Below are 25388 nucleotides of genomic sequence, written 5' to 3' on the forward strand. Positions count from 1 at the left end.
GAGAAATTGTCCCTCATTATTTATCTCCGGACTTAATATATTTGCACATCGTTCATTCGACGAAAAAGAACAATGATTGTATTAACCCTTTTTATCTAATTTAAAAGAAAGACAATGAAATCAGATTCAATCAGAAACAACCGGAAGGCACTCGCTGCCTTGTTGCTTTGTACGGGTCTTGTTGCAGGACATCCTCTGGCGGTGATGGCCGAAAGCAATGAAGCAGGTATGGAAATCGTTCAACAACAAGTGAAGGTTTCGGGAGTTGTGAAAGACGTAACGGGCGAACCCGTTATCGGTGCCAGTGTACTCGAAAAAGGAACTTCCAACGGTATCATTACCGATATTAATGGTAACTTCTCTCTTGCCGTCAATCCCGGTGCAACGCTCGTCATCTCTTATATAGGTTATAAGACGCAAGAGGTGCAGGCCGTTGCAGGAAAAGTAATCAATGTAATGCTGAAAGATGATACCGAGATGCTTGATGAAGTCGTGGTAGTGGGCTTCGGTGTACAGAAGAAGGTGAACTTGACAGGTTCTGTAGGCATTGCCACAGCAAAAGAAATAGAATCACGTCCCGTGACGTCGGCAACTCAGGCTTTGCAGGGATTGGTGCCAGGACTGAAGATAACAACCAGTTCGGGGCAGTTGGAGAAGAATATGAGTGTATCCGTTCGCGGTACGGGTACGATTGGTTCCGGTTCAAACAGTTCACCATTGATTTTAATTGATGGTATGGTCGGTGACATTAATACGGTCAATCCGCAAGATATTGAGAATATCTCTGTTTTGAAGGATGCTGCCGCTTCCAGTATTTATGGTTCGCGCGCACCATTTGGTGTGATTCTTGTCACAACCAAGAAGGGACAGTCCGGCAAAGTGTCTGTCAATTACAACAATAGCTTCCGCATTTCCAGTCCTATCAATATGCCGAAAGCTATGGATTCCTATTCGTTTGCCGTCATGATGAATTATGCGGATGCCAATCGTGGTATCAAGGGTGCATACACAGATGAAACGATGCAGAAGATGATTGATTTCCAGAATGGAAAGTTTACGAATGGAGAGGTCGGATTGGATGCCAAGAGTGAGACTGCCTGGCAAGACCGTTGGACTCAGGGATATGCTAATACGGATATCTGGGATGCTATGTACAAAGACCATGTATTCTCACAGGAACACAACATCAGCGTCACGGGTGGTAGCGAAAAGATGTCTTATTATGCTTCGTTCAACTATCTGGACCAGGGAGGGCTTGTTGAGTTTGGAAAAGAGAGCTTGCAGCGTTTTAACACCACGGCTAAAATCAATGCTACTCTGACAAGCTGGCTGAAGTTCAATTATTCTACCCGTTTCACTCGTAATGATATCTGTAGGCCCACCAGCCTTGTAGATGGGTTTTATGAGGGTTTGGGACGTGGTAACTGGCCGAATATGCCTATTTATGACCAGAATGGGCACGTCAACCATGATAATGCCCGTGCATTGGCTGAAGGTGGACAAAGAACCCAACAGACCGACCGGCACTATCATCAGGCTGCTTTCATCATCGAGCCGGTTAAGAACTGGATCACTAATGTAGAGTTTAACTATAGCATCAAGGAAGAAAGCACTAAGGCTGCTACACTCCCTGCCTACAACTACGATCCGAAGGGTGACAAGATTGTGACCAGCAAAGATACGAGTTTGAAGGAGAATGACCAAAAGGAGAATTATCTGAACCTGAATGTCTATACTGCGTATTCTCATTCGTTTGCCGACAAGCATAACTTCAAACTAATGGGTGGTTTCCAGGCTGAAGAGTTCAAACTGCATTATTTTGATGTAACCAAATACGGACTGTATGTAGAAGATGAAGATTTCTGGGAGTTTGACTTGACCTCCGGATTGAGCGGAAAAGGTGAAGAAAAGACTACGGGCGTGAACGGTTATTCGAGAGAATGGGCTACTGCCGGCTTCTTCGGACGTTTGAATTATGACTTTATGGGCCGCTATATGCTGGAAGTGAATATGCGCTATGACGGTACTTCCCGTTTCCGTAGGGGTAGTCGCTGGCAACTATCTCCTTCCTTCTCGGCAGGTTGGAACATTGCACAAGAGAAGTTCTTTGCTCCGGCTACCAAAGTGGTGGATCAGTTGAAGCTGCGTTTCTCTTACGGGCAATTGGGTAACCAGAATACGAGTTCCTATTATCCCACTTATCGTGTGATGTCTTTGGGGGCTGCCAATGGTACTTGGATACAGAATGGCATGCAGCCCAATACGGCTTCGGTTGGTAGCCTGATTAGTGAGGCGTTGACATGGGAGACTGTCCGTACCTGGGATATTGGTCTGGATTGGGGATTACTAAACAACCGTTTAACGGGTTCAGCTGACTACTTTATACGTTATACAAAGAACATGGTTGGCCCGGCTGACCAGATGCCTAACACATTGGGTATTTCTGTACCCAACACGAATAACTGTGACCTTCAGACCCGAGGTTGGGAAGTTTCACTCTCTTGGAAAGATCGTCTGAACAATGGACTGAATTACGGCGTCACCTTGTCTCTTTCCGACCAGACAACTTATATAGACAGCTATCCCGGCAACAAGACAGGCTCTATCAGTACATATATGGCGGGTAAGAAAACCGGTATTATCTGGGGACTTGAGACTGCCGGCATCGCTAAGTCTCAGGAAGAGATGGACAACCATCTTGCCACATTGCCTCATGGCGGTCAAGATGCAATCGGTTCGCAATGGGCGGCTGGAGATATCATGTATAAAGACCTGAATGGTGATGGCAAAATCAGTAAAGGTGCCAGTACCTGGGAAGACCATGGTGACTTGAAGATTCTGGGTGATAGCAATCCGCATTATTTCTACGGTATTGACTTGACAGCCAGTTATAAGGGATTCGATTTCCGTTGCTTCTTACAAGGCGTTTTGAAACATGACTTCTGGCCGGGTGAATCATCTTACTTCTGGGGAGTTCGTGGTGGTTATTCCAAATGGTATACTATTGGTTTGGAACAACATAATGATTATTTCCGTGACCAGCCTATTGGTTTGGAAGGTTATGAATTGCCCGTCAATCTGGACTCCTACTATCCACGTCCCATTACTTCTGCGAATTCGAATGGAAATACCTTCGGATCTAAGAATCAACAAACTCAGAGCCGTTATATGCAGAATGCCGGTTACATGCGTCTGAAAAACTTGCAGTTAGGATACTCATTACCGAAGTCTGTGCTGGATAAAGTAGGCATTGCCAACTGTCGTGTGTTTGTATCGGGTGAAAACTTACTGACGTTCACCTCCTTATCATCTATATTCGATCCTGAAACCTGTGTTGGCGGTTGGGGTGGCAACGCTTACCCCTTGTCTTCCACCTGGTCGTTTGGTCTAAGTGTAACCTTTTAATTTGATAGTAAATCATGAAAACAAGAAATATATTTTTAGCATTGATAGCTACGGCTTTGGGTGGTGCAATGGCGTCATGTGATGATTTCCTTGACAGAGAACCTACTTCGCAACTTGCACCCGAAACTTTCTTCACGGATGCTTCACATCTGCAAGCCTATGCGGATAAGTATTATGCCAGTATGTTGCCTACTAATACCGGTAACTCTTATGGATTTTATGCCGCAGATCAGGGTACGGATAATCAGGTAGCGGCAAATGCTCCCAGCTATTTCTGTACGGGAGAATGGAGAGTACCTAATGCTTCCGGTGATTGGTCTTTTACCAATATCTATCACATGAATTTCTTTTTTGCCAGTGTCTTGCCACGCTTTGGCGAAGACTTGAATGGGGCGGATAATACGATTTCGGGTGAATTGAGTAGTATTCGCCATTACATCGGCGAAATGTATACGCTGCGTGCATTAGAGTATTTCAAACGTTATCAGTCGTTTGGAGACTATCCTATTATAACGGAACCATTAACTGATAATATGGAAATTCTGACCGGGGCTGCCAAGCGTTCGCCACGTAATGAGGTAGCACGTTTCATCCTTTCGGACTTAGATAAGGCAGCGACATTGATGGATGGAAAGAGTTTTCAAACAACACGTCTTAGTCGTGATGTGGCTTTATTGCTTAAATCGCGTGTTGCCTTATTTGAGGCTACATGGCTGAAATACTTTAAAGGTACGGCATTTGTCCCCAATGGTGAAGGATGGCCCGGTAAGACAAAAGATTATAATGCCAGCTATCAGTATCCAAGTGGAAGTATTGACAATGAAATCAATTGGTTTCTGGAGCAAGCGATGACTGCTTCTAAAGAAGTGGCAGAGAAGTATAAAGCAAGCCTGACAAAGAATACGGGTATTGTGAAGCAAGATTTGGCTACCGCGGAGAATCCTTACTTTGCCATGTTCGGGCAAGAAGACTTGTCGGGTGTGAAGGAAGTGTTGATGTGGCGTCAGTATGTTCAGGGATTGGGAAGCGGTCATGATGTTGCTTTGGCTGCGGACGAAGGCAACTGGGGTGTTGGTGTGACTCGTGGCTTGGTACAAAGTTTCCTGATGGCTGATGGCCTGCCCATCTATGCTCATGGAACCTATGCCGACGGTGATGGTTACTACATGGGAGACAAAACAATCGCTAATGTACGTATCAATCGGGACAGTCGCTTGTCTATCTTCCTGAAAGAACCGGGACAAAAGAATGTATTGATTGAAAGTGTTTCGGGACTTACTAATATTTGGCTGGATGAGCCGTATCCGAAAATTACAGATGGTGCTGTGCAGTATACTTACACTACCGGTTACGCATTGCGTAAAGGTGGCGCTTGGGATAGTAAATATTTGGTTCAGAACAAATGTTTCCTTGGTATTCCTATCTATCGTGCTTCGGAAGCTCTATTGAACTATATGGAGGCCAGCTACGAAAAGAATCAAACACTGGATAATACAGCCCGTGAGTATTGGCAACTTCTTCGCCGCCGTGCTTTAGTTAGTGATAATATCGATGCCACTATTGCTGCTACTGATATGAATAAGGAAGCTGAAAATGATTGGGGCGCTTATTCGGCCGGAAAGATTCTGGTTGATAAGACCTTGTATAATATTCGTCGGGAACGCCGTTGCGAATATATATCTGAAGGACTCCGATGGATGGATTTGTGTCGTTGGAGAGCAATGGATCAACTGATGGTTAAGCCTTATATACCTGAAGGTATGCATCTTTGGAATACACCAATGGAACGTTGGTATGATAATTCGGCAGGTAAAACAACACTTGTTTATGGTACCAGTAAGGCAAATGTGTCTTCACCTGCTGACAGTGAGTATTTGCTTCCATATAGAAAGACAACAAACCAACTGGCTTATGATGGTTTCGTTTGGAAAATGGCTCATTATCTGGATCCGATACGTATTGACCAATTCCAGATAACATCTACCGATGGTAAAACGATTGAGACTTCACCGATTTATCAGAATCCTTATTGGCCGACTACGGCTGATATGCCGGCAGAAAAGTAGAGTGATAGATACTTGGTTATGCAATAGGTATTCCTGGTGATAGTGTAAAACTTGAAAGGCCATTTGCATTTATTGTGAATGGTCTTTCCTGATTGACGTGTAGTAGTTAGTTTTTGACTACAATCATGCTTTCTGAACAATAATGCAGGTGATTGCACATTACTCCATGTCTTGTTTTTGTGTTCTTCCCTATTTTTGTTGAAATTTTATATAATATCATGAGAAACTTGAAACTGAAACTACTATTTGCACTTCTCTTCTTTTCTGCTTTTACTACCGGAAAGAAGGATGTAATCACTATTTTTATGATAGGTGATTCTACCATGGCGAATAAAAGTCTGAAGAATGGAAATCTTGAACGTGGCTGGGGACAGATGCTCCCGGGCTTCCTGACCGATGATGTACGGGTGGATAATCATGCCATGAATGGCCGGAGTTCACTGAGTTTTATCAATGAAGGACGCTGGGACACCGTACTCTCTAAACTAAAAAGTGGAGACTATGTATTTATCCAGTTCGGGCATAATGATGAGAAATCTGCAGAAAAACTGCATACAGTTCCCGGAAGCACTTTCGATGAGAACCTGCGTCGGTTTGTAAGGGAGACACGTGCAAAGGGAGCTTATCCGGTACTGTTCAATTCGATTGTACGCCGGAATTTTCCTCCGGAAGGGGCTACAGAGAATAAAGGCAGTTATGAGATGGAAGGGAACACGTTGGTAGACACTCATGGAGAGTATCTGGAATCACCGCGAAGAGTGGCAAAAGAAATGAATGTCCCTTTTGTGGATATGAATAAACTGACGCATGATTTAGTAGTCGGCATGGGAGTGGAGAAGTCAAGAAGCCTTTTCATGTGGGTGCCAGCCGGGAAATATGATTTCTGTCCGAAAGGGAAGATTGATAACACCCATCTGAATATTTATGGTGGAAAGGTGGTAGCTGAGATTGCGATGGAAGCAGTTGCCAAAGTTGTGCCGGAACTGGCGCCTTATGTACGTCATCATGATTCGGAAGTATATGTAGCGGATTATAAAGATGACAAGCAATGTGCCGTCAGTTATACCTTCGATGACGGTTTGGAAGAACACTACACGCTTGTTTTCCCCGAAATGGAGAAAGTAGGATTCAAAGGCACTTTCTGGATATGGGGAAAAGGAATAGAGAATGAAGCGGCACAACAAGGTAAAACACGTATGACCTGGGCGCAGATGAAAGAAATGTCTGATAAAGGACACGAAATATCCAGCCATAGTTGGTCGCATGCCAATTTGAAGAGTCTTACTCTGGAAGAAGTGGAAACGGAAGTAGAAAAGAATGATAGCATCATTCTCGCCTGGATAGGGAAGAGACCGCTTACGTTCTGTTATCCGTTCAATGCTTACAATGAAGATATTTTGCAGATAAGTTCAAAGGACAGAGTCGGTACACGCACCAAACAATATGGCATTGGTGGCGATAAATCGAAATCTACCATCGAATCTTTAGATAAATGGGTGAAGGAACTTGCTATCGCAGGTGAATGGGGAGTGGCAATGATTCATGGCATTGCAACGGGATATGATGCTTTTACCTCTCCGGAGATATTGTGGGAACACTTTAAGAGGGTGAAAGCTCTGGAAGACAATATCTGGGTTGGTACCTATTGCGAAGTAGCAGCTTATGTGAAAGAGCGAAAAAATATACAACTGGATATTACTAAGAAAAAGTCTTCCTTCAAGATAACACCTCGTCTGGCACTGGATGATAAGCTGTTTTGTGAGCCGTTGACAATGGTAGTGAGTAAAAACGGAAAGTCTGAAATAAAAGTAAGCCAGGGAAAGCAGGAATTGGCGGTGAAGGATGCAGGAGATAAATTTATCTTCTCTTTCGACCCGCATGGCGAAGTAATAAAAATAAGTTTTTAATTTGATGAATGATATAACAATGAAATGTACCTTTCTATTGGCGGTCCTGATAGGATTGAGCCTGGGAGCGTGTTCGGCGCATGACTCGGAAAAAGTAGTTTATAACGGCATACCTTGGTTCGACGAACAGGGGAATATTGTCAATGCACATGGTGCATGCATTGTGGAAGATGGTGGGCGGTATTATTTGTTCGGAGAATATAAATCGGATAAGAGTAATGCCTTTCCGGGATTCAGTTGCTACTCTTCCGATGATCTGGTTAACTGGAAATTTGAAAGAGTGGTGTTGCCGGTGCAACCCGATGGTATATTGGGTCCTGACCGTGTAGGCGAGCGGGTGAAAGTGATGAAATGCCCTTCTACCGGGGAATATGTCATGTATATGCATGCCGATGATTTGGGATATAAAGACCCTTATATCGGTTACGCTACTTGCAAAACGATTAATGGGGAATACAAATTGCAAGGACCTCTGCTCTATGACGGTAAACCCGTCAAACGTTGGGATATGGGAACTTTTCAGGATACGGATGGCAAAGGCTATCTGCTTATTCATCACGGGCCTGTTTACAGATTGAGTGAAGACTACCGCTCGATAGAGGCTGAAGTTGCTCATGTGAAAGGCTCAGGCGAATCGCCTGCCATGTTCAAGAAGAATGGCATGTACTATATGCTGTTCTCCAATCTGACGAGTTGGGAAAAGAATGATAACTTCTATTTTACGGCTCCGGCTATTGAAGGCCCTTGGACAAAGCAGGGGATATTCTGTCCCGAAGGAACCTTGACGTATAACTCACAAAGCACTTTTGTTTTTCCTTTGAAAAAAGGTAACGACACGATTCCTATGTTTATGGGTGACCGTTGGTCATTTCCTCATCAGGCTTCTGCCGCTACTTATGTGTGGATGCCCTTGCAAGTGGAAGGAACCAGAATTACCATTCCCGAATATTGGCAATGCTGGGATATCAATCGTGTGAAACCTGTTGATGCATTACGCAATGGAAAAACGATTCCTACCAAGAAGATGATGCCGGATGCCGCATGGAAAGAAGAAAACGGACGGTTGCTTTCAAATACGAAAGGGAGTGTATTGGCTGTTCCGTTCCAAGGAACCCATACTGCTGTGACCGGTGAATCTAATAGTCATAGCGGATATGCCAGGATAAGTGTGCTGAATGCAAAGAAAGATACTATTTATTCTTCATTAGTCGACTTTTACAGTAAATATCCTGAGAAAGCAATCCGAATAATGACTCCGAAGTTGCCTAAAGGGGATTATACATTATTAATTGAAGTCACAGGCATAAAGCCGGTGTGGACGGATAAGTCTAAAACCATTTACGGAAGCGACAATACTTTTGTGACAATAGATAAGATTTATTATTTTTGAACCATAAATAACTGATCATGAAAAAAGTATTTTTAAGTTTATTCTTGTTTTTGATAACCCAACTTTGTTGGGCACAATTCAACCTACCTTCGGGGAAGCCAGTCAAAGTATCCTGTGATAATGCGGAAGAAAAGGTGGTACATACCGCTTTAGATTTATTATCCCGTGATTGTAAAGCAGTACTTTCCGCATCGCTGTTGGTAGATAATGAACAAGGTGATATCATTATTGGTACTGTTGGTAAAAGCCCGTTGATAGCTAAGACCGGAGCGGATGTTTCTGGTTTGAATGGTAAAAAGCAAGCCTTTCTACTGACTGTTTTACCGGATGGAAAACTACTGGTAGCCGGAAGCGACCAGCATGGCACAGCCTATGGCATTATGGAACTTTCCCGTCTGCTGGGAGTATCTCCCTGGGAATGGTGGGCAGACGTGATTCCTGGGAAGAAAGAGTTTTTTCAACTGGCTGCCGATTATAAGACGGTGCAGTCTCCTTCGGTAGAATACCGTGGCATTTTTATTAACGATGAAGATTGGGGATTGATGCCTTGGAGTAGTCTGAATTATGAACCTTGGTATAAGCCAGGACGCATAGGACCACAGACAAATGAACGTATCTTTGAATTGTTGCTCCGTCTGCGAGCTAATACATACTGGCCTGCCATGCACGAATGTTCGGTCCCATTTTTCCTTACTCCCGGAAATAGGGAAGCTGCAGAAAAGTTTGGTATCTATATCGGTGGGTCACACTGTGAACCTATGGCTTGTAGTACTGCCGGTGAGTGGAGCCGAAGAGGGAAAGGTGATTACGACTATGTGAAAAATAGTAGTTCGGTATGTCATTTTTGGGAAGAAAGGCTTAAGGAAGTTTCCGGACAGGAAATTTTGTATACGGTTGGCATGCGTGGTGTGCATGATGGACAGATGCAAGGGGCTAAAACTGTGGAAGAACAGAAAGCGGTGCTGGAGCGTGTGTTGAAAGATCAGCGTGATTTATTACGGAAATATGTGAATAAAGATGTTGAGGCTGTTCCACAAGTTTTTATCCCTTATAAAGAGGTACTTGATGTTTATCGTGCCGGTCTGGAAGTACCTGAGGATGTGACATTAATGTGGTGTGATGATAATTATGGTTATATAAAACATTTTCCGACGGAGGCAGAGCGTGCTCGTAAGGGAGGAAATGGAGTTTATTACCATGTCTCATATTGGGGGCGTCCACACGATTACCTTTGGTTAGGAACGTTTAGTCCGGCTTTGTTATATCAACAGATGAAGGAGGCTTATGAGCGTGGCATACAAAAAATATGGATATTGAATGTAGGAGATATCAAGCCGATAGAGTATCAGACAGAGCTATTCTTGGATATGGCATGGAATATTGATCAGTTTACCGAAGGGGGGGTGTCTGATCATTTGTGTAATTTCTTGAAGCGTGAGTTTGGAGAAACTACGGGTGAAGATCTCTTGCCGGTTATGATGGAGCATTATCGTTTGTCCTATATCCGTAAACCGGAATTTATGGGAAATACCCGTGAAGAAGAATACCATACGAATGCATACCGGATTGTGAAAGATATGCCTTGGAGCAGGTCGTACATCAATAAGCGCCTTGAAGATTACCAAGTTATTTCGGACAAAGTAGAAAAGTTGGCTTCACGAATCCAACGAGATAGACGGGATGCCTATTTTCAATTGGTAAAATATCCGGTACAGGCTACTGCTGAAATGAATAAGAAGATGCTTTATGCACAGTTTGCCCGCCACGGTGAGATGAACTGGAATAAAAGTGATGCTGCTTATGATAGTATTGCTTCGCTGACCCGCATATATAATATAGGTATACGTAATAATGGTAAATGGCATCGTATGATGGATCATCAGCCGCGTAGATTGCCAGTATTTGAGCCGGTAGACAGATTATTGGTTGAAACACCTATGTTGGAAGATTCCCCGAGTTTATATAAATGGAATGGAGTGGAATATTCGGCAGGTGATGCAGTGTCTTGTAAGGGGCTTGGTTATGAAGGAAAGGCTGTAATGCTTGAAAAGAACAAAGAATTGTCTTTTGATTTTGGCGAATGTCCCGGTGATTCTGTAGAGGTTGAAATCCGGTTATTGCCAAACCATCCTATACATGGAGGGCAGTTACGCTTTTCTGTTTCGATAGATAAAAAAAATGTTCAGACAGTTTCTTACGAAACTCAGGGACGTAGTGAAGAATGGAAAGAAAACGTATTGCGTAATCAAGCCATACGGACAGTGAAATTACCCGTCAGCAAACGAAAATCGCATAAACTGGTGATTAAAGCATTGGATGAGGGTGTCGTTTTGGATCAGATCATGCTTTATTGATAATTCTAATTGTTACAAAACAGTTTAAGTAGAATCTCCCTTATGTCTGTAAACTATCAGACGTTAAATAAGTAGAAGTTGATTAAGTAATATATAAAGAAGAGCGGCTGTCATTTCATAACGACAGCCACTCTTTATTGCCTGTATAAATCAGATTAGTATTTGAAGTTTTCCCCCTTCACATAAATCTTGAAATCCTTGATGCTTCCCGGTACTTCGCTTTCCATTCGGGGTAAGCATTGGAAACCAGTCACGGCATGACTGGCGCCCAGATCGATTACAATCGTATGCGGATAAGGACTACCTTTCTCTGTGCTCCAATAGGTGGATTCCTGAAGGTCGAAAGTCTTGTCGGCAGAGCGGTTGACGTGAGCCACGTCTTCGCTGTCGGCATACTTCACAATCCAAGGCTCGCGGGACAGACGGCTACCATCCTTGTCCAAGAAATACATTTCGGCAATACAAGCCAGGTCTTTTCCATCCTGTGAGTTTAATGCTTCAATGCAAACATAGCGTCCGGTGACCGGTTTGTTGAATTTAACTTCCTGCCAGCCGTTACCCGGTTTGAAACTTCCCGTGAATACAGGCTTTTCACCTGACAAGTTCAGGTTTTCGCCTTCATTGCGATGTGTCAAGGGTTTCTGTACAAGCAGCTGGTCAAGGAGCGGTTCACTTAAACCTTCGGACTTAGCTTCTTTAGGGCCTACGATGTCGAAAACTACGATTTCATTCTCACCTTTCTTCAACCAGCATCCCGGTACATAAAGAGTCTGCTGAGGACCGATCTCCCAGATACGGCCTAATGCATAACCGTTCACATAAACCAGTCCTTTGCCCCATGTTTCGAAGTTCAGGAAAGTATCGCTCGGTTTCTTCACCTGGAATTTAGCACGGTAAACACCCGGAATACGTTGTCCGAGGCGGTCTGTCAATGACTCTATCGGCTGGAACTTCATGCCCTGATAGAATTCATAAGTATCTTCAATGTTGAAAACTTCCCAGTTCTTCAGGTCGCAAACGAAAGGATATCCGTTGATGTCCATAGAAAGTTCTACGTTTTTCGTGATTCCTTTGAAGTCTTTGATGGCACGACCGAAGTTAATGCGGCCCATGGCTTCTACCAGAATATCAAGTCTGGAGCCTTTGACGCAGGCGGGGAGTACCAATTGCTTTTCACCGTTTCTTCTGTCGAGCTTGCCGATGTATTTCCCGTCTACGAATACCTGTGCATAGTCGTGCGCATCGTTTACTGTGAGGGTAGCGGGTGATTTCAATTCAGGCAGGGTAGTGCGGTAGAGGATGCTTCCGAAGCCTTGGTTATATTCTTCCATGGTGCGGATGTTTTCATCCTTCTTTGCTGCGGGCAGGTTCTCGAACAGTGGTGCCATTTCTGTGAATCTGAAAGCAGGGATGCTGATAGGTTTGATCAGTGCAGGTACTTTCGCCTGTTTCTCACCATCCATATATTTGGCCATGGCTTCTCTCAACGCCCAATACTTAGGAGTTGTCTGACCGGATTCACTGATAGGCGCATCGTAATCGTAAGACGTCACATCGGGTGCAAAGCCGGGAGAGTTGGCGCCTGCCCAGTGTCCCCAGTTCGTACCTCCATGTGTCATATACAGGCTGAATGAAATGCCTCTTGATAACATATCATCGATACCTTTAATCATATCTGCGGCAGGACGGGTTTCGTGGTTGGCACCCCATTTGTCGAACCAACCGCTCCAAAATTCAGAACACATCAGTGGGCTGTTGGGACGAAGTCGTTTCAGTTTGGCAAATTGCTGGTCGACGTTGGCACCTGTACCGAAGTTCATGGTCCAGATCAGATCATCGAGTCCGTTCAGGGTGAAGTTAGAGGCCCAGTCGCATTGGAAAAGGGTGATGTCATTTCCGAAGTTGGCACGTACGATGTCTCTGATTTGGGATACATAACCCTTATCTTTTCCGTAAGATCCATATTCGTTTTCTACCTGTACCATGATGATGGGACCGCCATTGGCAATCGTCAGGTCTTTCACTTGCTTGGCTACGGCTTCTTCGAACAGAGCTACACGTTCAATGAAGTAAGGATCGGATTCGCGCAGACGTACATCCTTTTTCTTAAGCAGCCACCACGGCAGACCACCCATTTCCCACTCGGCACAAACATACGGTCCGGGGCGGAGGATGACATACATATCATTTTGCTGGCACAGACGACAGAATTCAGCCAGGTCGTTTTGCTCCGTAAAGTCATATACACCGGGTTGCGGTTCGTGAGAGTTCCAGAATACATAGAGGCAGACAGTGTTCATACCCAGTGCTTTGCACAACTTGATGCGTTGGTCCCAATAAGGTTTCGGGATGCGCGGGTAGTGCAGTTCGGCGGCTTTAACTACAAATGGTTTGCCGTTTAGCAGGAAAGTTCCTTTGCCGGCTTCAAAACGACCTTGATCGGCAAAGCTGTCGAAGCTCCATTTGTCACGCCAGGGAATGGTGATTTTATCACCTTCGAAGGAGAAAGGAAGCCATACATAACGTGAGTTTTCCAGGTCTTTCTTATTCCAGCGGTCGAACATGGCAATGTACATGTCTTTCTTGCCCATAACTTTCTGCACGTAAGTGCTTTGGGCATAGAAAGTCTTGTCGGCATCTGTTCCGGTACAAGGGTTGCCTATTGTTTTCCATTCACCCATAATGGAATCAGCTACAGCCAGTTCTGCCTGGTTCGGATCCCATCCGGTACAGCCGGAAGAGAGCATGTAGTATTTTCCGTTACGTTTGAAGACGGCGGGGGCTTCGCGGCTTTCCTTGACGAAGTTACGGGTATAGCGTCCGCTCGGTCTCTGATAGTCGTCTGTCAACTCGCTGATGTACAGTGTGGCGTTGTTTTCGGAAGAGTAGAAATGATAAGCGCGGCCGTCGTCATCCACGAATACGGTTTGGTCGCGGCTCATGGCATTGTTAGGACGGAAGCTGCCCAGATAGGTGAATTCTCCGGTAGGGGAGTCACTGACGGCTACTCCGGCACATGCTTTGCTGTAGTCGGCACTTTCTACGTGTGCCCACATCACGAATTTCTTGGTTTTTGGGTTATAAATCACCTTCGGACGTTCCAGTACCTTGCTGGTGTGCAGGTCGTGGCCTTGGTCGTCCTTTACTGCGGGAAGCACGATGCCTTCGAACTTCCAGTTCAGCAGGTCTTTGGATGAATAGCAGCTCACGCCGGTTACATCCGTGCGGTAACACTCCCATGTGGCCCATTCGGGCAGGATGGTTTTACCTTTTTTGTACTCACCGTACCAGTAGTACGTTCCTTCATGGTAGAGGATACCGCCACCATGTGCATTGATGGGGTTACCGTCGGTGTCGTTCCATACTTCACCCGGTACGATGGCATTGTTGGCGGTTACTTGTTTTTGGGCTTGCGCTGTAGCAGCTCCGAACAAACAGGCAACAACTAATGTCATACTCCAGAAAATGTTTCTCATGATTTGAATGGATTATTGTTAGTTTACGAATTAATTTCTGTTGCAAAGATAAGAACGACTTCTCATTTAATGTTCCACAAATAATTCAATATAGGTAGACAGATGTTTCAATTTAATACGATTTATAATTTATATCTTTGTAGTCAGTAAACGAAATTATAGAAAACATTAACATGAAACACTTACAATGGTTATTGGCAACTGCCTGTATGCTTGCGGTTTGTCTGTCTGTTTCTGCTCAAAGTGGCAAGAAAGTAAAAAGTATCTCGCCTGAAAAATGGGTAAAATCGAAAGTCTGGAGTGAAGGTTTGAAGGCGAAGCCCCATTCTTCTACGAATTTAGCGGAATTCAAAGCGCAGTACGAAGCGAATCCGGAACAATGGAAGGCGGCTTTTCGCTGGTTGGCGTCGCACGACCTGACTACTATCGAGAAGGGAAAACATCCGATAGAAGGAACGTCACTTGTGGTTTCTGTTGAAGACAGTAAGAATGAACCGTTAGAGAAACGCACATCCGAATCACACCGGAAACATATAGATTTGCAGTATGTGGTGAAAGGAACGGAGCGTTTTGCATTGCTGGACCATGAATCTTCAAAGGCTAATTGCGAATATAGTGAGAAAAAAGATGTTATTCACTATGATTTTGATCCGGAAAAAACTACCTTTATCGACTCTGTTCCCGGTGAGTTTTTCTTGTTCTTCCCGTCCGACTGGCATATTGCAAAGATAGCTACGGATAAGGAAGATCAGGATATAAGGGTGATCGTGATTAAGTTGGATTATATGTGATATACGCGCGTACCTATATATATGGTATATAAGAAATCACTAAAGAATTACCGGAGTATGACCTGCTCCCTACCAACTCCCTGTCAAGTCCGTACCAAGTCCAAGCGTATAGATACGGAGTTGGTACGGACTTGGCAGGGAGTTGAATATGTCCGGTAATGGATAAGACTATTATTTGCTTTGTCGGAATGCAATTGCTTGATCAACCAGAAAATAGAAGAATCTGGCAGATATGCTATCACCAGCTACCGTTAATGCTTCCGGGTGGAATTGCACTCCCCAGATAGGTTTTCCTTCAATGTTTTCAATGGCTTCGGGAATACTGTCCGTAGCCCATGCCGTAATCCGGAAACCGGGTGCCACTTGCTTGACGGCCTGATGATGGTGGGTGTTGGTAAATAGTTGTGTCTCTCCTGTTATCCGTGCCATTTCAGAATCGGGAAGCAAGTTGACTGCATGAGTGGGTACACTACTCGGCTCTTCCTGATTATGTCGCACGGTAGTATCCGGATGTTGGGCTGGAATATCCTGATAGAGTGTGCCACCGAATGCCACATTGATTAATTGTTCGCCCCGGCAGATTCCCAACATGGGTACACCACGTTGCGCTGCAAGGCGGATAAGGGAAATATCATAAACATCACGCAGTGAATCTACCTCTCCCAGTTGCTCGATAGGTTCTTCATTATAATAAGAAGGATGTATATCCGCCCCTCCGATTAAAATAATCCCGTCCAGTCGACTGATGATGTCTACCAGAACTATACTGTCTGTTGTGACTGGTATAAGCATTGGAGTGCCTCCGGTTTGTATGACTGATTCGGTATAAGTCGTTCGTGCAGACGAATAGTCGCTGGGATGTGAACAAGATAGGCCGATAAGTGGTCGTTGCTTGTGAGATGAACTTCCGGATTGACATCCGGTAAATGACAGGAGAATGAGCAGTACAATAGATAATAGTAGTTCTTTCATTGTAAGTTTGGGGGTTAATGATTTTGCTGTAAAGTTAAGAAAATCTTTCTGTTAGTAGTGATGTGTTACATAACATAGTTTAGTAACACTATTGATTTATTGCTTTTCTTTTGATAAATTCATAATTTGCGCCTCACTAAAAGTTAAGGGTATGCGAAGGCATACTGAGTTATTCATTTTAAATCTTATATATCATGAAAGTATATCAGACGAATGAAATTAAGAACATTGCCCTGCTTGGCAATGATGGCTCGGGTAAAACCACTCTCACAGAAGCGCTGCTCTTTGAGAGTGGTATTATAAAACGTCGCGGCAGAATTACTGCCAAGAATACAGTCAGCGATTACTTCCCGGTGGAGCAAGAATATGGCTATTCTGTGTTTTCCACCGTTTTCCATGTGGAGTGGAACGGTAAAAAACTTAATATTATAGATTGTCCGGGAAGTGATGACTTCGTTGGAGCTGCCATGACAGCACTCAATGTTACCGATACTGCAATATTGCTTCTGAATGGCCAATATGGTCCTGAAGTAGGTACCCAAAATCATTTCCGATATACAGAAAAGTTAGGTAAACCGGTGATTTTCCTGGTGAACCAGCTTGACCATGAGAAGTGTGATTATGATATGGTACTTGAGCAGTTGAGGTCTGCTTATGGTTCGAAGGTAGTTCCCGTACAATATCCGTTGGCTACCGGACCGAACTTCAATTCGTTGATTGATGTACTTTTGATGAAAAAATATTCGTGGGGTCCCGAAGGTGGTGCACCTACCATTGAAGATGTTCCTGCAGAGGAAATGGAAAAAGCAACCGAATTGCATAAAGCATTGGTGGAAGCAGCTGCAGAACACGATGAAAGCCTGATGGAGAAATTCTTTGAACAAGAGTCTCTGACGGAAGATGAAATGCGTGAAGGTATCCGTAAGGGACTGGCTTCACGTGGTATGTTCCCTGTATTCTGTGTTTGTGCAGGTAAAGATATGGGTGTGCGCCGTTTGATGGAATTCTTGGGTAATGTGGTTCCGTTTGTAGACGAAATGCCTCCTGTACATAATACACGCGGTGAAGTTGTGAAACCAGATCCGAATGGACCTACGTCCCTTTATTTCTTTAAGACCGCTGTTGAACCTCATATCGGTGATGTTCAGTATTTCAAGGTTATGAGCGGTAAAGTGCACGAAGGAGAAGACTTTACGAATGCTGACCGTGGTTCAAAAGAACGTATCGCCCAGATTTACGCTTGTGCAGGTGCCAACCGTATTAAGGTGGAAGAAATGGTGGCTGGTGATATCGGTTGTACTGTGAAATTGAAGGACGTGCATACCGGAAATACACTAAATGGTAAAGGTGCTGAGAACCGCTTTAATTTTATCAAGTATCCGAATTCTAAATATTCTCGTGCTATCAAACCTCTGAATGAATCCGATACGGAGAAAATGATGGTTATCCTTAACCGTATGCGTGAGGAAGATCCGACTTGGGTGATAGAGCAGTCCAAAGAGTTACGTCAGACTATTGTTCACGGACAGGGTGAATTCCACTTGCGTACGCTGAAATGGCGTTTGGAAAATAACGAAAAATTGCAAATCAAATATGAGGAACCGAGAATCCCGTATCGTGAAACTATTACGAAGGCGGCTCGCGCAGACTATCGTCATAAAAAACAATCGGGTGGTGCAGGCCAGTTTGGTGAGGTGCATTTGATTGTAGAGCCTTATTATGAAGGCATGCCGATACCCGATACTTATAGATTCGGCGGACAGGAATTCAAGATCAATGTGAAAGGTACTGAAGAAGTTCCATTGGAATGGGGCGGTAAACTGGTATTTGTTAATAGTATCGTGGGCGGTTCTATTGATGCACGCTTCTTGCCGGCTATTTTGAAAGGTATTATGGCTCGTATGGAACAAGGTCCATTGACGGGTTCATATGCTCGTGATGTGCGTGTAATCGTGTATGATGGTAAGATGCACCCGGTAGATTCCAATGAAATTTCCTTCATGCTGGCTGGTCGTAATGCATTTAGTGAAGCATTCAAGAACGCAGGTCCTAAGATTCTTGAACCTATCTATGATGTGGAAGTATTTGTTCCGTCAGATAGGATGGGTGATGTGATGGGTGACTTGCAAGGACGTCGTGCTATGATTATGGGTATGAGTAGCGAAGCTGGTTATGAAAAGCTGAGTGCTAAAGTTCCTTTGAAAGAGATGTCGTCTTACTCTACAGCCTTGAGTTCTTTGACAGGAGGACGTGCTTCATTTATCATGAAATTTGCCAGTTACGAACTTGTTCCAAGTGATGTACAAGATAAGCTGGTTAAGGAGTTTGAAGCTAAACAAGCCGAAGAATAAAAGAATTCACTTCGTCTGTTTTTATAATTTGTTAAAGCCGTTACTCCCTCAGAACGAGGGGTAATGGCTTTTTTATTAACACTGATTAAGAACATGCGCAAATGTGAATGCGAATAATTAATTTTTTATTAAATTTGCAAACCAAAGAGACTCCTATTTGTTATAATGCTCGTAATGCAACTTAAAAAACTCTTTTCGGTTAATTTACGAGAACTTGCGGTTAAATCAGGTTAATGTGTTAGGAGTGTTAATTAGGGAGTGTTAATTTTGTGACTATGAAGAAGTCAACAATATGGATATTAGGCGTCGTTATGGGGTTATCTTTCCTCAGTCTCTTGTACCTGCAAATCAGTTATATAGAGAAGATGGTAAAGATGCGTAACGAGCAATTTGATGAATCGGTGAAGCGTGGTCTGATGGCAGCTTCCAAAGAAGTGGAGTCCGCGGAGGTTGACCGTTGGTTAAGGGAGGATATCTCCGAGGCAGAAAAGAGAGCGTGGGAATTGACTGCGCAGGGTAAAGCAGTGGTGCAGACACAGCGGTTTACGGCTACATCGCCAGATGGTTCTCAGTATTCAGCTATAGAACTGCAGACGATAACAAATAATCCGTCAGAGCTGCCGCGAGCCATGATTTCGCGTAAGCATGGTGCCAAAACGATACCCAAAACAGCTCGTTCGCATGTCGATTTCGTGAAGAATCGTTATGTATACCAGCGTAACTTGTTGGATGAAGTGGCTTGGCAGATGGTATATACAGCAAGTGACAAACCAATAGAGGAGCGCATCAACTTTAAGAATCTGGATCAGTACTTAAAGTCGGGTTTGGTAGATAACGGAATTGATCTGGCCTATCACTTTAAAGTGATTGACCGGGATGGACGGGAAGTATATCGCTGTTCGGACTATGTAGATGAAGGTAATGAGTATTCTTATTCCCAACCTTTGTTCCTGAACGATCCACCTGCCCGTATGAGTATTGTAAAGATACATTTCCCGGGTAAAAGGGATTATATTTTCGACTCAGTCAACTTTATGATACCGTCGATGATATTCACCTTTGTACTGCTGATAACATTCATCTTCACGATTTATATCGTGTTCCGCCAAAAGAAACTGACGGAGATGAAGAATGACTTTATCAACAATATGACGCATGAATTCAAAACACCGATATCGACGATATCACTGGCAGCGCAGATGTTGAAAGACCCCGCAGTGGGGAAATCGCCTGCTATGTTCCAGCATATATCGACGGTCATCAATGATGAGACGAAACGGTTGAGGTTCCAGGTAGAAAAGGTTCTTCAGATGTCGATGTTCGACAAACAGAAGGCTACCTTGAAAATGAAGGAACTAGATGCCAATGAGTTGATTACAGGTGTTATCAATACATTCACCTTAAAGGTGGAGCGTTATAACGGTAATATAGAGTCGGAACTGAACGCAACAGACCCGGATATATTTGCAGATGAAATGCATCTTACGAATGTGATTTTCAATCTGATGGATAATGCGGTGAAGTATAAGAGACCGGATGCGGATCTGGAATTGAAAGTGAAGACTTGGAATGAACCGGGTAAGCTGATGATTTCTATCCAGGATAACGGTATAGGTATTAAAAAAGAGAATTTGAAAAAGATATTTGAAAAGTTCTACCGCGTGCATACAGGTAATCTGCACGATGTGAAGGGCTTCGGATTAGGGCTTTCTTATGTGAAGAAGATCATAACAGATCACAAGGGAACCATCCGGGCAGAGAGTGAACTAAACGTTGGAACTAAATTTATTATTGCATTACCTTTACTTAAAAATTAATGATATGGACGAGAAACTGCGTATTTTATTGTGCGAAGATGATGAAAATCTTGGCATGCTTTTAAGAGAATATTTACAGGCGAAAGGTTATTCTGCCGAGTTATATCCCGACGGCGAAGCTGGATACAAAGCTTTTCTGAAGAATAAATATGACTTGTGTGTGTTTGACGTAATGATGCCAAAGAAAGATGGTTTCACACTGGCTCAGGAAGTACGTGCTGCAAATGCCGAAATTCCTATCATCTTCCTGACTGCAAAGACACTGAAAGAAGATATTCTAGAAGGCTTTAAGATCGGTGCGGATGATTATATCACCAAGCCATTCAGTATGGAAGAGTTGACATTCAGAATTGAAGCTATCCTGAGACGTGTACGTGGAAAGAAGAACAAAGAGAGTAATATCTACAAGATTGGTATGTTCACTTTCGATACACAGAAACAGATTTTGTCGACACCTGAAAAGCAAACGAAGCTGACTACTAAAGAGTCTGAACTCTTGGGCTTGCTTTGCGCTCATGCTAATGAAATCCTGCAGCGTGACTTTGCTTTGAAGACGATCTGGATTGATGACAACTATTTCAATGCCCGTAGTATGGACGTGTACATCACGAAGTTGCGTAAACATCTGAAAGAAGATCCTTCTATTGAAATCATCAATATCCACGGAAAAGGATACAAACTGATTACACCGGAGCTGGAAGCTTAATAAACTTCTGCTCTTCACGAAACAAAAAGGGCGGTTACTTTTTTAAAGTAACCGCCTTTTTTATTCTTTTCCGATGATTAGTCTGCCAATTTCTTATTGATAATAATGTATGAAATCAAACCCAGTACCATCAAAACTGCTGAAGTACCTAAAAGGGTATTGTTGTTAACATTACCGGTAAAAGAGCATGAAACTAAAATTACAGCTCCTACCAAGACTAATATCAAGCCCAGATTTTTTAATAAACCTTTCATGTGTGTGTATTTTAATAGATTATTATATTCTTGTCACAAAGAAAAGCATAATTCTTTAACAAGCGAAATTATTTTTGCAAAAAAACTATTATTGAGGATAAATAGTTGGTTTTGCAGGCTTTCCATAAGCCGTTTATACTAATTCTTTCGCTGTATTTTGCACTAATCTTTCGTATTAAAAAATATTTTTCTTAATACTTCCTGACTTACGCGCAGTTCTTCCACAGTGATACTATGCAATGCCTCTTTCAGAGTTTGGTTGGCAATCACTCGTGCTTGTTCTTCCAGTTCCTTTCCATCTTTGGTGAGGTGGATCAGATTGGTGCGGCGATCTTTCTTGTCAGAGATACGAACCACTAAATGTTGGCGTTCCATATTATCTATCAGGCGCGTCATACTGGGTTTGTCCTTAAAAGTTGCATTACACAACTCTTGTTGCGTCACTCCATCTTTTTCCCACAAAAAGATAAGGACGGTCCACTGCTCCGGAGTAATCTCCAAACCGTTCTGGCGGAAGTTACGGGACAGTTTTCGGTTGATTGCGGCGGAAACTTTACCATTCAGTATGGCAAAGATAAGCCGGATGTCAAAGTTAAATTGCTCGATCATGAAATTATTGTTTAAACAACTTTGCAAAGGTAAGTCACTTCCATGATAAATCCTATCCTCGCGGCACAAAAAAACATTAAATGTTTGTAGATCAAAATAAAATCCCTACCTTTGCACCGCAAATTTTTAAACGAATTATTAATTCATTAATTAAACAAGTATGAATCAATACGAAACCGTTTTCATTTTAACTCCCGTTTTGTCTGATGTTCAGATGAAGGAAGCGGTAGAAAAATTCAAAGGCATCCTTACTGCTGAAGGTGCTGAGATCGTAAATGAGGAAAACTGGGGACTGAAAAAACTGGCATATCCTATCCAGAAGAAGTCAACTGGTTTCTATCAGCTGATTGAGTTCAATGCAGACCCTACTGTAATTGACAAGTTAGAGCTTAACTTCCGTCGTGATGAGCGCGTTATCCGTTTCTTGACTTTCAAGCAAGACAAGTACGCTGCTGAATACGCTGCGAAGAGAAGAAGTGTTAAATCAACTAAAAAGGAGGATTAATCATGGCACAAGTTCAATCAGAAATCAGATATTTAACTCCGCCGTCAGTGGACGTTAAGAAGAAAAAATACTGCCGTTTCAAAAAGAGTGGTATTAAGTATATCGACTATAAGGATCCTGAATTCTTGAAGAAATTCTTGAATGAGCAAGGTAAGATCCTTCCGCGTCGCATCACCGGTACTTCTTTGAAGTTCCAACGTCGTGTAGCTCAAGCTGTAAAGAGAGCCCGTCACTTGGCTTTGTTGCCTTATGTAACTGACATGATGAAATAATAGGAGGAGGAAAGTATGGAAATTATATTGAAAGAAGACATTGTAAACTTGGGTTATAAGAACGATATCGTAACTGTTAAGTCTGGTTATGGTCGTAACTACCTCATCCCGACAGGTAAAGCTGTGATTGCTTCTCCTGCTGCAAAGAAAATGTTGGCTGAAGATTTGAAGCAACGTGCTCACAAATTGGAAAAAATCAAGAAGGATGCTGAAGCATTGGCAGCTAAATTGGAAGGCGTATCTTTGAAGATCGCTACTAAAGTTAGCTCAACCGGTACTATCTTCGGTTCTGTTGGTAACATCCAGATTGCAGAAGAATTGGCTAAATTAGGTCATGAAATTGACCGTAAGATCATCGTTGTAAAAGACGCTGTGAAAGAAGTTGGCCAGTACAAAGCTATCGTTAAGCTGCACAAGGAAGTTTCTGTAGAAATTCCTTTCGAAGTTGTTGCTGAAGAAGCATAATTGAATACTTCATATATAGAAAAAGTCTGGTTTCCGAGAGGAGCCGGGCTTTTTTATTTTTGATAAGCATTTACCGGATGTGATAAGTATGTTAACTTAGTAATGCTTAAAAATAACTTGGTACATATAAATGAGCATTTGTTTCAAAACGGAAAAGTAATGAAGCAAATGATTAAGCAGTACTATCTGTCATCCTGAGCTTGTCGAAGGATGACAGATAGTACTGACTATCAAAAGCGAACTGATAAATCATCATTTAATTCAAAACCGCTCTGAAAGAAATCAACCCGCACCTGAGAGAAACTAAATTCAACTATTGATTCGTATTATTAGTCTATTACTAAATTCTTTTTCTCCTATTGGGAAAGAAATTTCCTATTGGAAAAAAATAGAACGCCCATTATACCACTTTATTTTTTAACGTCACCTAATACTCCTTGTCAATTCTTTTGATGGTTTCGTCAATTAATTCTAGGTGATGGTTGTACGTAAGCTGCGGATCATCATGTATATAGGAGATTTGCCGTATGGCAGCAAGGCCTTCCGGGAGGTTAAAAACAAAATTCCAGGTTTCCCTCAGCGTCGTCTTACCTTTATTAGAGAATTCCTGAAAATCTTGTCGATCGCTAAGTTTTGCTGTCATATTTTCTTTTGTTTTGGAAAAGCCTTCATAAAACTTATGTGAACTTTTAATAACGGCATACGCCTGAATGATTTGAACAACAAGCTCTTTGCTTTCAATATTTTGCATTAGAGAAGATGCACTGAGCATTTCCATAGCGTCGGTAAGAGGAAGAAAGTCTCTTGATTGGAAAAGAAAATAGTTGTAATAGTTTAAAGAATCTGAGGATGTCTCATTTATTCTGTCCTTATATTGAAGCAGATAGCGTGCTCCTTGTTTGTTGAATATCTCTAATTCCTTCATATCCTCTATTATTTCTTTGTTGATGAGCAATTCGCTTTTCACCAATTGTAAAGCTTGTGTAACCTCTTTCTTTTTATTGTGTTCTTGGATCATATCACTGCCTATGAAAGTGATAATGATGCCTAATACTACTGCTGTAAAATTACAGATAAAATCTCCTAATCGTCTTGTTGTGGTAGGGGATGTAATGAGTTCTTTCAGTTTCTTTTTCATTTATTCTTTCAGCTGTTGGTTTATTCGCATTCTTTTTCGATAGCTTCGATTGTTTTATCGATTTCTTCTACACAGGCGAAATAAATTCGTGCTTTTTGTATATTGGGGATTGCTTGAAGGAGTTGTAAACCTTCCGGTAGGGTAAATAGAAGATGAAGTTGTTGCCCTAAGTCTTTTACGATATCTTCGGTTTTTTCTCTTAGCCTCGTCAGGTTGTATGCATAAGACTTTACTTTGGGATTATCATTGAAGTCGTTTTGCACATGATCTTTTATATTACTATATGTTTCAAAAGATGTTTCAGCGGCTTTGATGGCTCCGTATGCTTTGATTATTTGCAGGGCAAGTTCTTTGTTCTGAATTTTTTGAATAAGTGCAGAAGCTTTGAGCATTTCTATGGCATCATTGGTGAATGTGAATTTGCTCCATTGAAAAAGAAGAGGGAAATATTTATTAATGGAATCCTTAGGTATTCTACTTGCATTGTCTTTATTCTCAAAAAGATAATTTGCGGCACGTTGTTCCAAAGTTACTCTGTTTCCCATAGCTTCTATTTCTTCCCTATTCAGAAGAAGCTCACTTTTCACCAGTTGCAGTGATTTCTTTATTTCCTTTTGGGTGTTGCGTTCTGTAATCCAGTCGCTTCCGGCAAAGGTGAGAATAATGCCTAATACTACTGCAATGAAATTGCGGAAGAAGTCACCCAACTTATATTCTGTCGCTAAGTATTTTAATTTGTTTGACGGTTTTATTTTCATAAGGTTATTATTTAATGTTGCCAAGCAAAGATAAGAATAATTTAAAATAAATAAGAATATGAATGTAGGAAAAATTGTAGGGCTAAGGAAACAAAAGGGTATAAAAAAAGTCTGTTCGTGCTTTCGCACGTCAGACTTTCAATTCTCTCAGT

18 protein-coding genes are annotated in these 25388 nt (G+C 42.5%); 12 read left to right on the plus strand and 6 right to left on the minus strand.

The features are described from left to right. The first annotated feature begins 114 nt into the window (after positions 1-114). The 5 genes from DW182_RS18820 (at position 115) to DW182_RS18840 (ending at position 11122) form a co-directional block, all read left to right on the plus strand. Positions 115-3405, plus strand: coding sequence for a TonB-dependent receptor (locus DW182_RS18820; protein ID WP_044533858.1), 3291 nt, complete (start codon positions 115-117; stop codon positions 3403-3405). A gap of 14 nt (positions 3406-3419) precedes the next feature. Continuing rightward, complete coding sequence (locus tag DW182_RS18825) at positions 3420-5471, plus strand: RagB/SusD family nutrient uptake outer membrane protein (RefSeq protein WP_044533859.1); 2052 nt, start codon at positions 3420-3422, stop codon at positions 5469-5471. Between the two features lie 218 nt (positions 5472-5689). Continuing rightward, positions 5690-7378 carry a polysaccharide deacetylase family protein gene (locus DW182_RS18830; protein WP_082074188.1) on the plus strand — a complete coding sequence of 563 codons (1689 nt, stop codon included), beginning with the start codon at positions 5690-5692 and terminating at the stop codon, positions 7376-7378. Between the two features lie 19 nt (positions 7379-7397). Beyond that, positions 7398-8768 (plus strand): family 43 glycosylhydrolase, encoded by a 1371-nt coding sequence (locus tag DW182_RS18835; protein WP_115503634.1) that lies wholly within the window; start codon positions 7398-7400, stop codon positions 8766-8768. A 17-nt stretch (positions 8769-8785) separates the two neighbouring features. After that, positions 8786-11122 (plus strand): glycosyl hydrolase 115 family protein, encoded by a 2337-nt coding sequence (locus DW182_RS18840; RefSeq protein ID WP_115503550.1) that lies wholly within the window; start codon positions 8786-8788, stop codon positions 11120-11122. A gap of 155 nt (positions 11123-11277) precedes the next feature. Here DW182_RS18840 and DW182_RS18845 read toward each other — a convergent pair whose 3' ends face one another. Then, entirely contained in the window at positions 11278-14598 is a 3321-nt protein-coding gene (locus DW182_RS18845; protein WP_118296493.1) for a beta-galactosidase, read from the minus strand. A gap of 173 nt (positions 14599-14771) precedes the next feature. Between DW182_RS18845 and DW182_RS18850 the strand changes: the two genes are divergently transcribed. Next, the gene (locus DW182_RS18850) at positions 14772-15389 is read left to right on the plus strand and encodes a YhcH/YjgK/YiaL family protein (RefSeq protein ID WP_044266363.1); all 618 of its coding nucleotides are present in this window, start codon (positions 14772-14774) and stop codon (positions 15387-15389) included. Between the two features lie 171 nt (positions 15390-15560). On the opposite strand, the gene DW182_RS18855 is transcribed toward DW182_RS18850, so the two are convergent. Then, complete coding sequence (locus DW182_RS18855; RefSeq protein ID WP_044154594.1) at positions 15561-16361, minus strand: gamma-glutamyl-gamma-aminobutyrate hydrolase family protein; 801 nt, start codon at positions 16359-16361, stop codon at positions 15561-15563. 194 nt (positions 16362-16555) lie between these two features. Between DW182_RS18855 and DW182_RS18860 the strand changes: the two genes are divergently transcribed. The 3 genes from DW182_RS18860 to DW182_RS18870 all read left to right on the plus strand — a co-directional run bounded on the left by DW182_RS18860 (position 16556) and on the right by DW182_RS18870 (position 21235). Next, a complete protein-coding gene (locus DW182_RS18860; protein WP_007660041.1) occupies positions 16556-18712 on the plus strand; it encodes a translation factor GTPase family protein in 2157 nt (718 codons plus the stop codon). Positions 18713-18987: 275 nt separating this feature from the next. Beyond that, positions 18988-20529 (plus strand): sensor histidine kinase KdpD, encoded by a 1542-nt coding sequence (locus DW182_RS18865; RefSeq protein WP_007660040.1) that lies wholly within the window; start codon positions 18988-18990, stop codon positions 20527-20529. Between the two features lie 4 nt (positions 20530-20533). After that, complete coding sequence (locus DW182_RS18870; protein ID WP_118296494.1) at positions 20534-21235, plus strand: response regulator transcription factor; 702 nt, start codon at positions 20534-20536, stop codon at positions 21233-21235. A 77-nt stretch (positions 21236-21312) separates the two neighbouring features. On the opposite strand, the gene DW182_RS22335 is transcribed toward DW182_RS18870, so the two are convergent. Both DW182_RS22335 and DW182_RS18875 read right to left on the minus strand, forming a co-directional pair. Next, positions 21313-21489 carry a hypothetical protein gene (locus tag DW182_RS22335; protein ID WP_007660038.1) on the minus strand — a complete coding sequence of 59 codons (177 nt, stop codon included), beginning with the start codon at positions 21487-21489 and terminating at the stop codon, positions 21313-21315. Positions 21490-21651: 162 nt separating this feature from the next. Then, positions 21652-22098, minus strand: a complete 447-nt coding sequence (locus tag DW182_RS18875) for a MarR family winged helix-turn-helix transcriptional regulator (RefSeq protein ID WP_007660037.1) — start codon at positions 22096-22098, stop codon at positions 21652-21654. 160 nt (positions 22099-22258) lie between these two features. Here DW182_RS18875 and rpsF point away from each other — a divergent pair, with 160 nt between their 5' ends. Genes rpsF through rplI form a run of 3 tightly spaced genes read left to right on the plus strand, consistent with a single transcriptional unit; the run spans position 22259 to position 23340 of the window. Next, on the plus strand, positions 22259-22603 hold the full coding sequence (gene rpsF, locus DW182_RS18880) for a 30S ribosomal protein S6 (RefSeq protein WP_007210277.1): 345 nt from the start codon (positions 22259-22261) through the stop codon (positions 22601-22603). Positions 22604-22605: 2 nt separating this feature from the next. Beyond that, on the plus strand, positions 22606-22875 hold the full coding sequence (gene rpsR / locus DW182_RS18885; protein ID WP_007210278.1) for a 30S ribosomal protein S18: 270 nt from the start codon (positions 22606-22608) through the stop codon (positions 22873-22875). 15 nt (positions 22876-22890) lie between these two features. Next, on the plus strand, positions 22891-23340 hold the full coding sequence (gene rplI / locus DW182_RS18890; RefSeq protein WP_007210279.1) for a 50S ribosomal protein L9: 450 nt from the start codon (positions 22891-22893) through the stop codon (positions 23338-23340). Positions 23341-23767: 427 nt separating this feature from the next. On the opposite strand, the gene DW182_RS18895 is transcribed toward rplI, so the two are convergent. Both DW182_RS18895 and DW182_RS18900 read right to left on the minus strand, forming a co-directional pair. Further along, positions 23768-24478, minus strand: coding sequence for a hypothetical protein (locus DW182_RS18895; RefSeq protein WP_118296495.1), 711 nt, complete (start codon positions 24476-24478; stop codon positions 23768-23770). A 20-nt stretch (positions 24479-24498) separates the two neighbouring features. Then, positions 24499-25260 carry a hypothetical protein gene (locus tag DW182_RS18900; protein WP_147400138.1) on the minus strand — a complete coding sequence of 254 codons (762 nt, stop codon included), beginning with the start codon at positions 25258-25260 and terminating at the stop codon, positions 24499-24501. Positions 25261-25388: the final 128 nt, after the last annotated feature.

This window comes from Bacteroides sp. AM16-24 (assembly GCF_003471885.1).
In the GTDB taxonomy this organism is placed as follows: domain Bacteria; phylum Bacteroidota; class Bacteroidia; order Bacteroidales; family Bacteroidaceae; genus Bacteroides.

What these genes read in the sequence shown, in the direction of transcription:
- DW182_RS18860 (WP_007660041.1), top strand. Translation starts at nt 16,556, where the DNA reads ATGAAAGTATATCAGACGAATGAAATTAAGAACATTGCCCTGCTTGGC.
- DW182_RS22335 (WP_007660038.1), bottom strand. Translation starts at nt 21,489, where the DNA reads ATGAAAGGTTTATTAAAAAATCTGGGCTTGATATTAGTCTTGGTAGGA.
- DW182_RS18850 (WP_044266363.1), top strand. Translation starts at nt 14,772, where the DNA reads ATGAAACACTTACAATGGTTATTGGCAACTGCCTGTATGCTTGCGGTT.
- DW182_RS18875 (WP_007660037.1), bottom strand. Translation starts at nt 22,098, where the DNA reads ATGATCGAGCAATTTAACTTTGACATCCGGCTTATCTTTGCCATACTG.
- rpsF (WP_007210277.1), top strand. Translation starts at nt 22,259, where the DNA reads ATGAATCAATACGAAACCGTTTTCATTTTAACTCCCGTTTTGTCTGAT.
- DW182_RS18835 (WP_115503634.1), top strand. Translation starts at nt 7,398, where the DNA reads ATGAAATGTACCTTTCTATTGGCGGTCCTGATAGGATTGAGCCTGGGA.
- DW182_RS18840 (WP_115503550.1), top strand. Translation starts at nt 8,786, where the DNA reads ATGAAAAAAGTATTTTTAAGTTTATTCTTGTTTTTGATAACCCAACTT.
- rplI (WP_007210279.1), top strand. Translation starts at nt 22,891, where the DNA reads ATGGAAATTATATTGAAAGAAGACATTGTAAACTTGGGTTATAAGAAC.
- DW182_RS18870 (WP_118296494.1), top strand. Translation starts at nt 20,534, where the DNA reads ATGGACGAGAAACTGCGTATTTTATTGTGCGAAGATGATGAAAATCTT.
- DW182_RS18820 (WP_044533858.1), top strand. Translation starts at nt 115, where the DNA reads ATGAAATCAGATTCAATCAGAAACAACCGGAAGGCACTCGCTGCCTTG.
- rpsR (WP_007210278.1), top strand. Translation starts at nt 22,606, where the DNA reads ATGGCACAAGTTCAATCAGAAATCAGATATTTAACTCCGCCGTCAGTG.
- DW182_RS18865 (WP_007660040.1), top strand. Translation starts at nt 18,988, where the DNA reads ATGAAGAAGTCAACAATATGGATATTAGGCGTCGTTATGGGGTTATCT.
- DW182_RS18895 (WP_118296495.1), bottom strand. Translation starts at nt 24,478, where the DNA reads ATGAAAAAGAAACTGAAAGAACTCATTACATCCCCTACCACAACAAGA.
- DW182_RS18830 (WP_082074188.1), top strand. Translation starts at nt 5,690, where the DNA reads ATGAGAAACTTGAAACTGAAACTACTATTTGCACTTCTCTTCTTTTCT.
- DW182_RS18855 (WP_044154594.1), bottom strand. Translation starts at nt 16,361, where the DNA reads ATGAAAGAACTACTATTATCTATTGTACTGCTCATTCTCCTGTCATTT.
- DW182_RS18825 (WP_044533859.1), top strand. Translation starts at nt 3,420, where the DNA reads ATGAAAACAAGAAATATATTTTTAGCATTGATAGCTACGGCTTTGGGT.
- DW182_RS18845 (WP_118296493.1), bottom strand. Translation starts at nt 14,598, where the DNA reads ATGAGAAACATTTTCTGGAGTATGACATTAGTTGTTGCCTGTTTGTTC.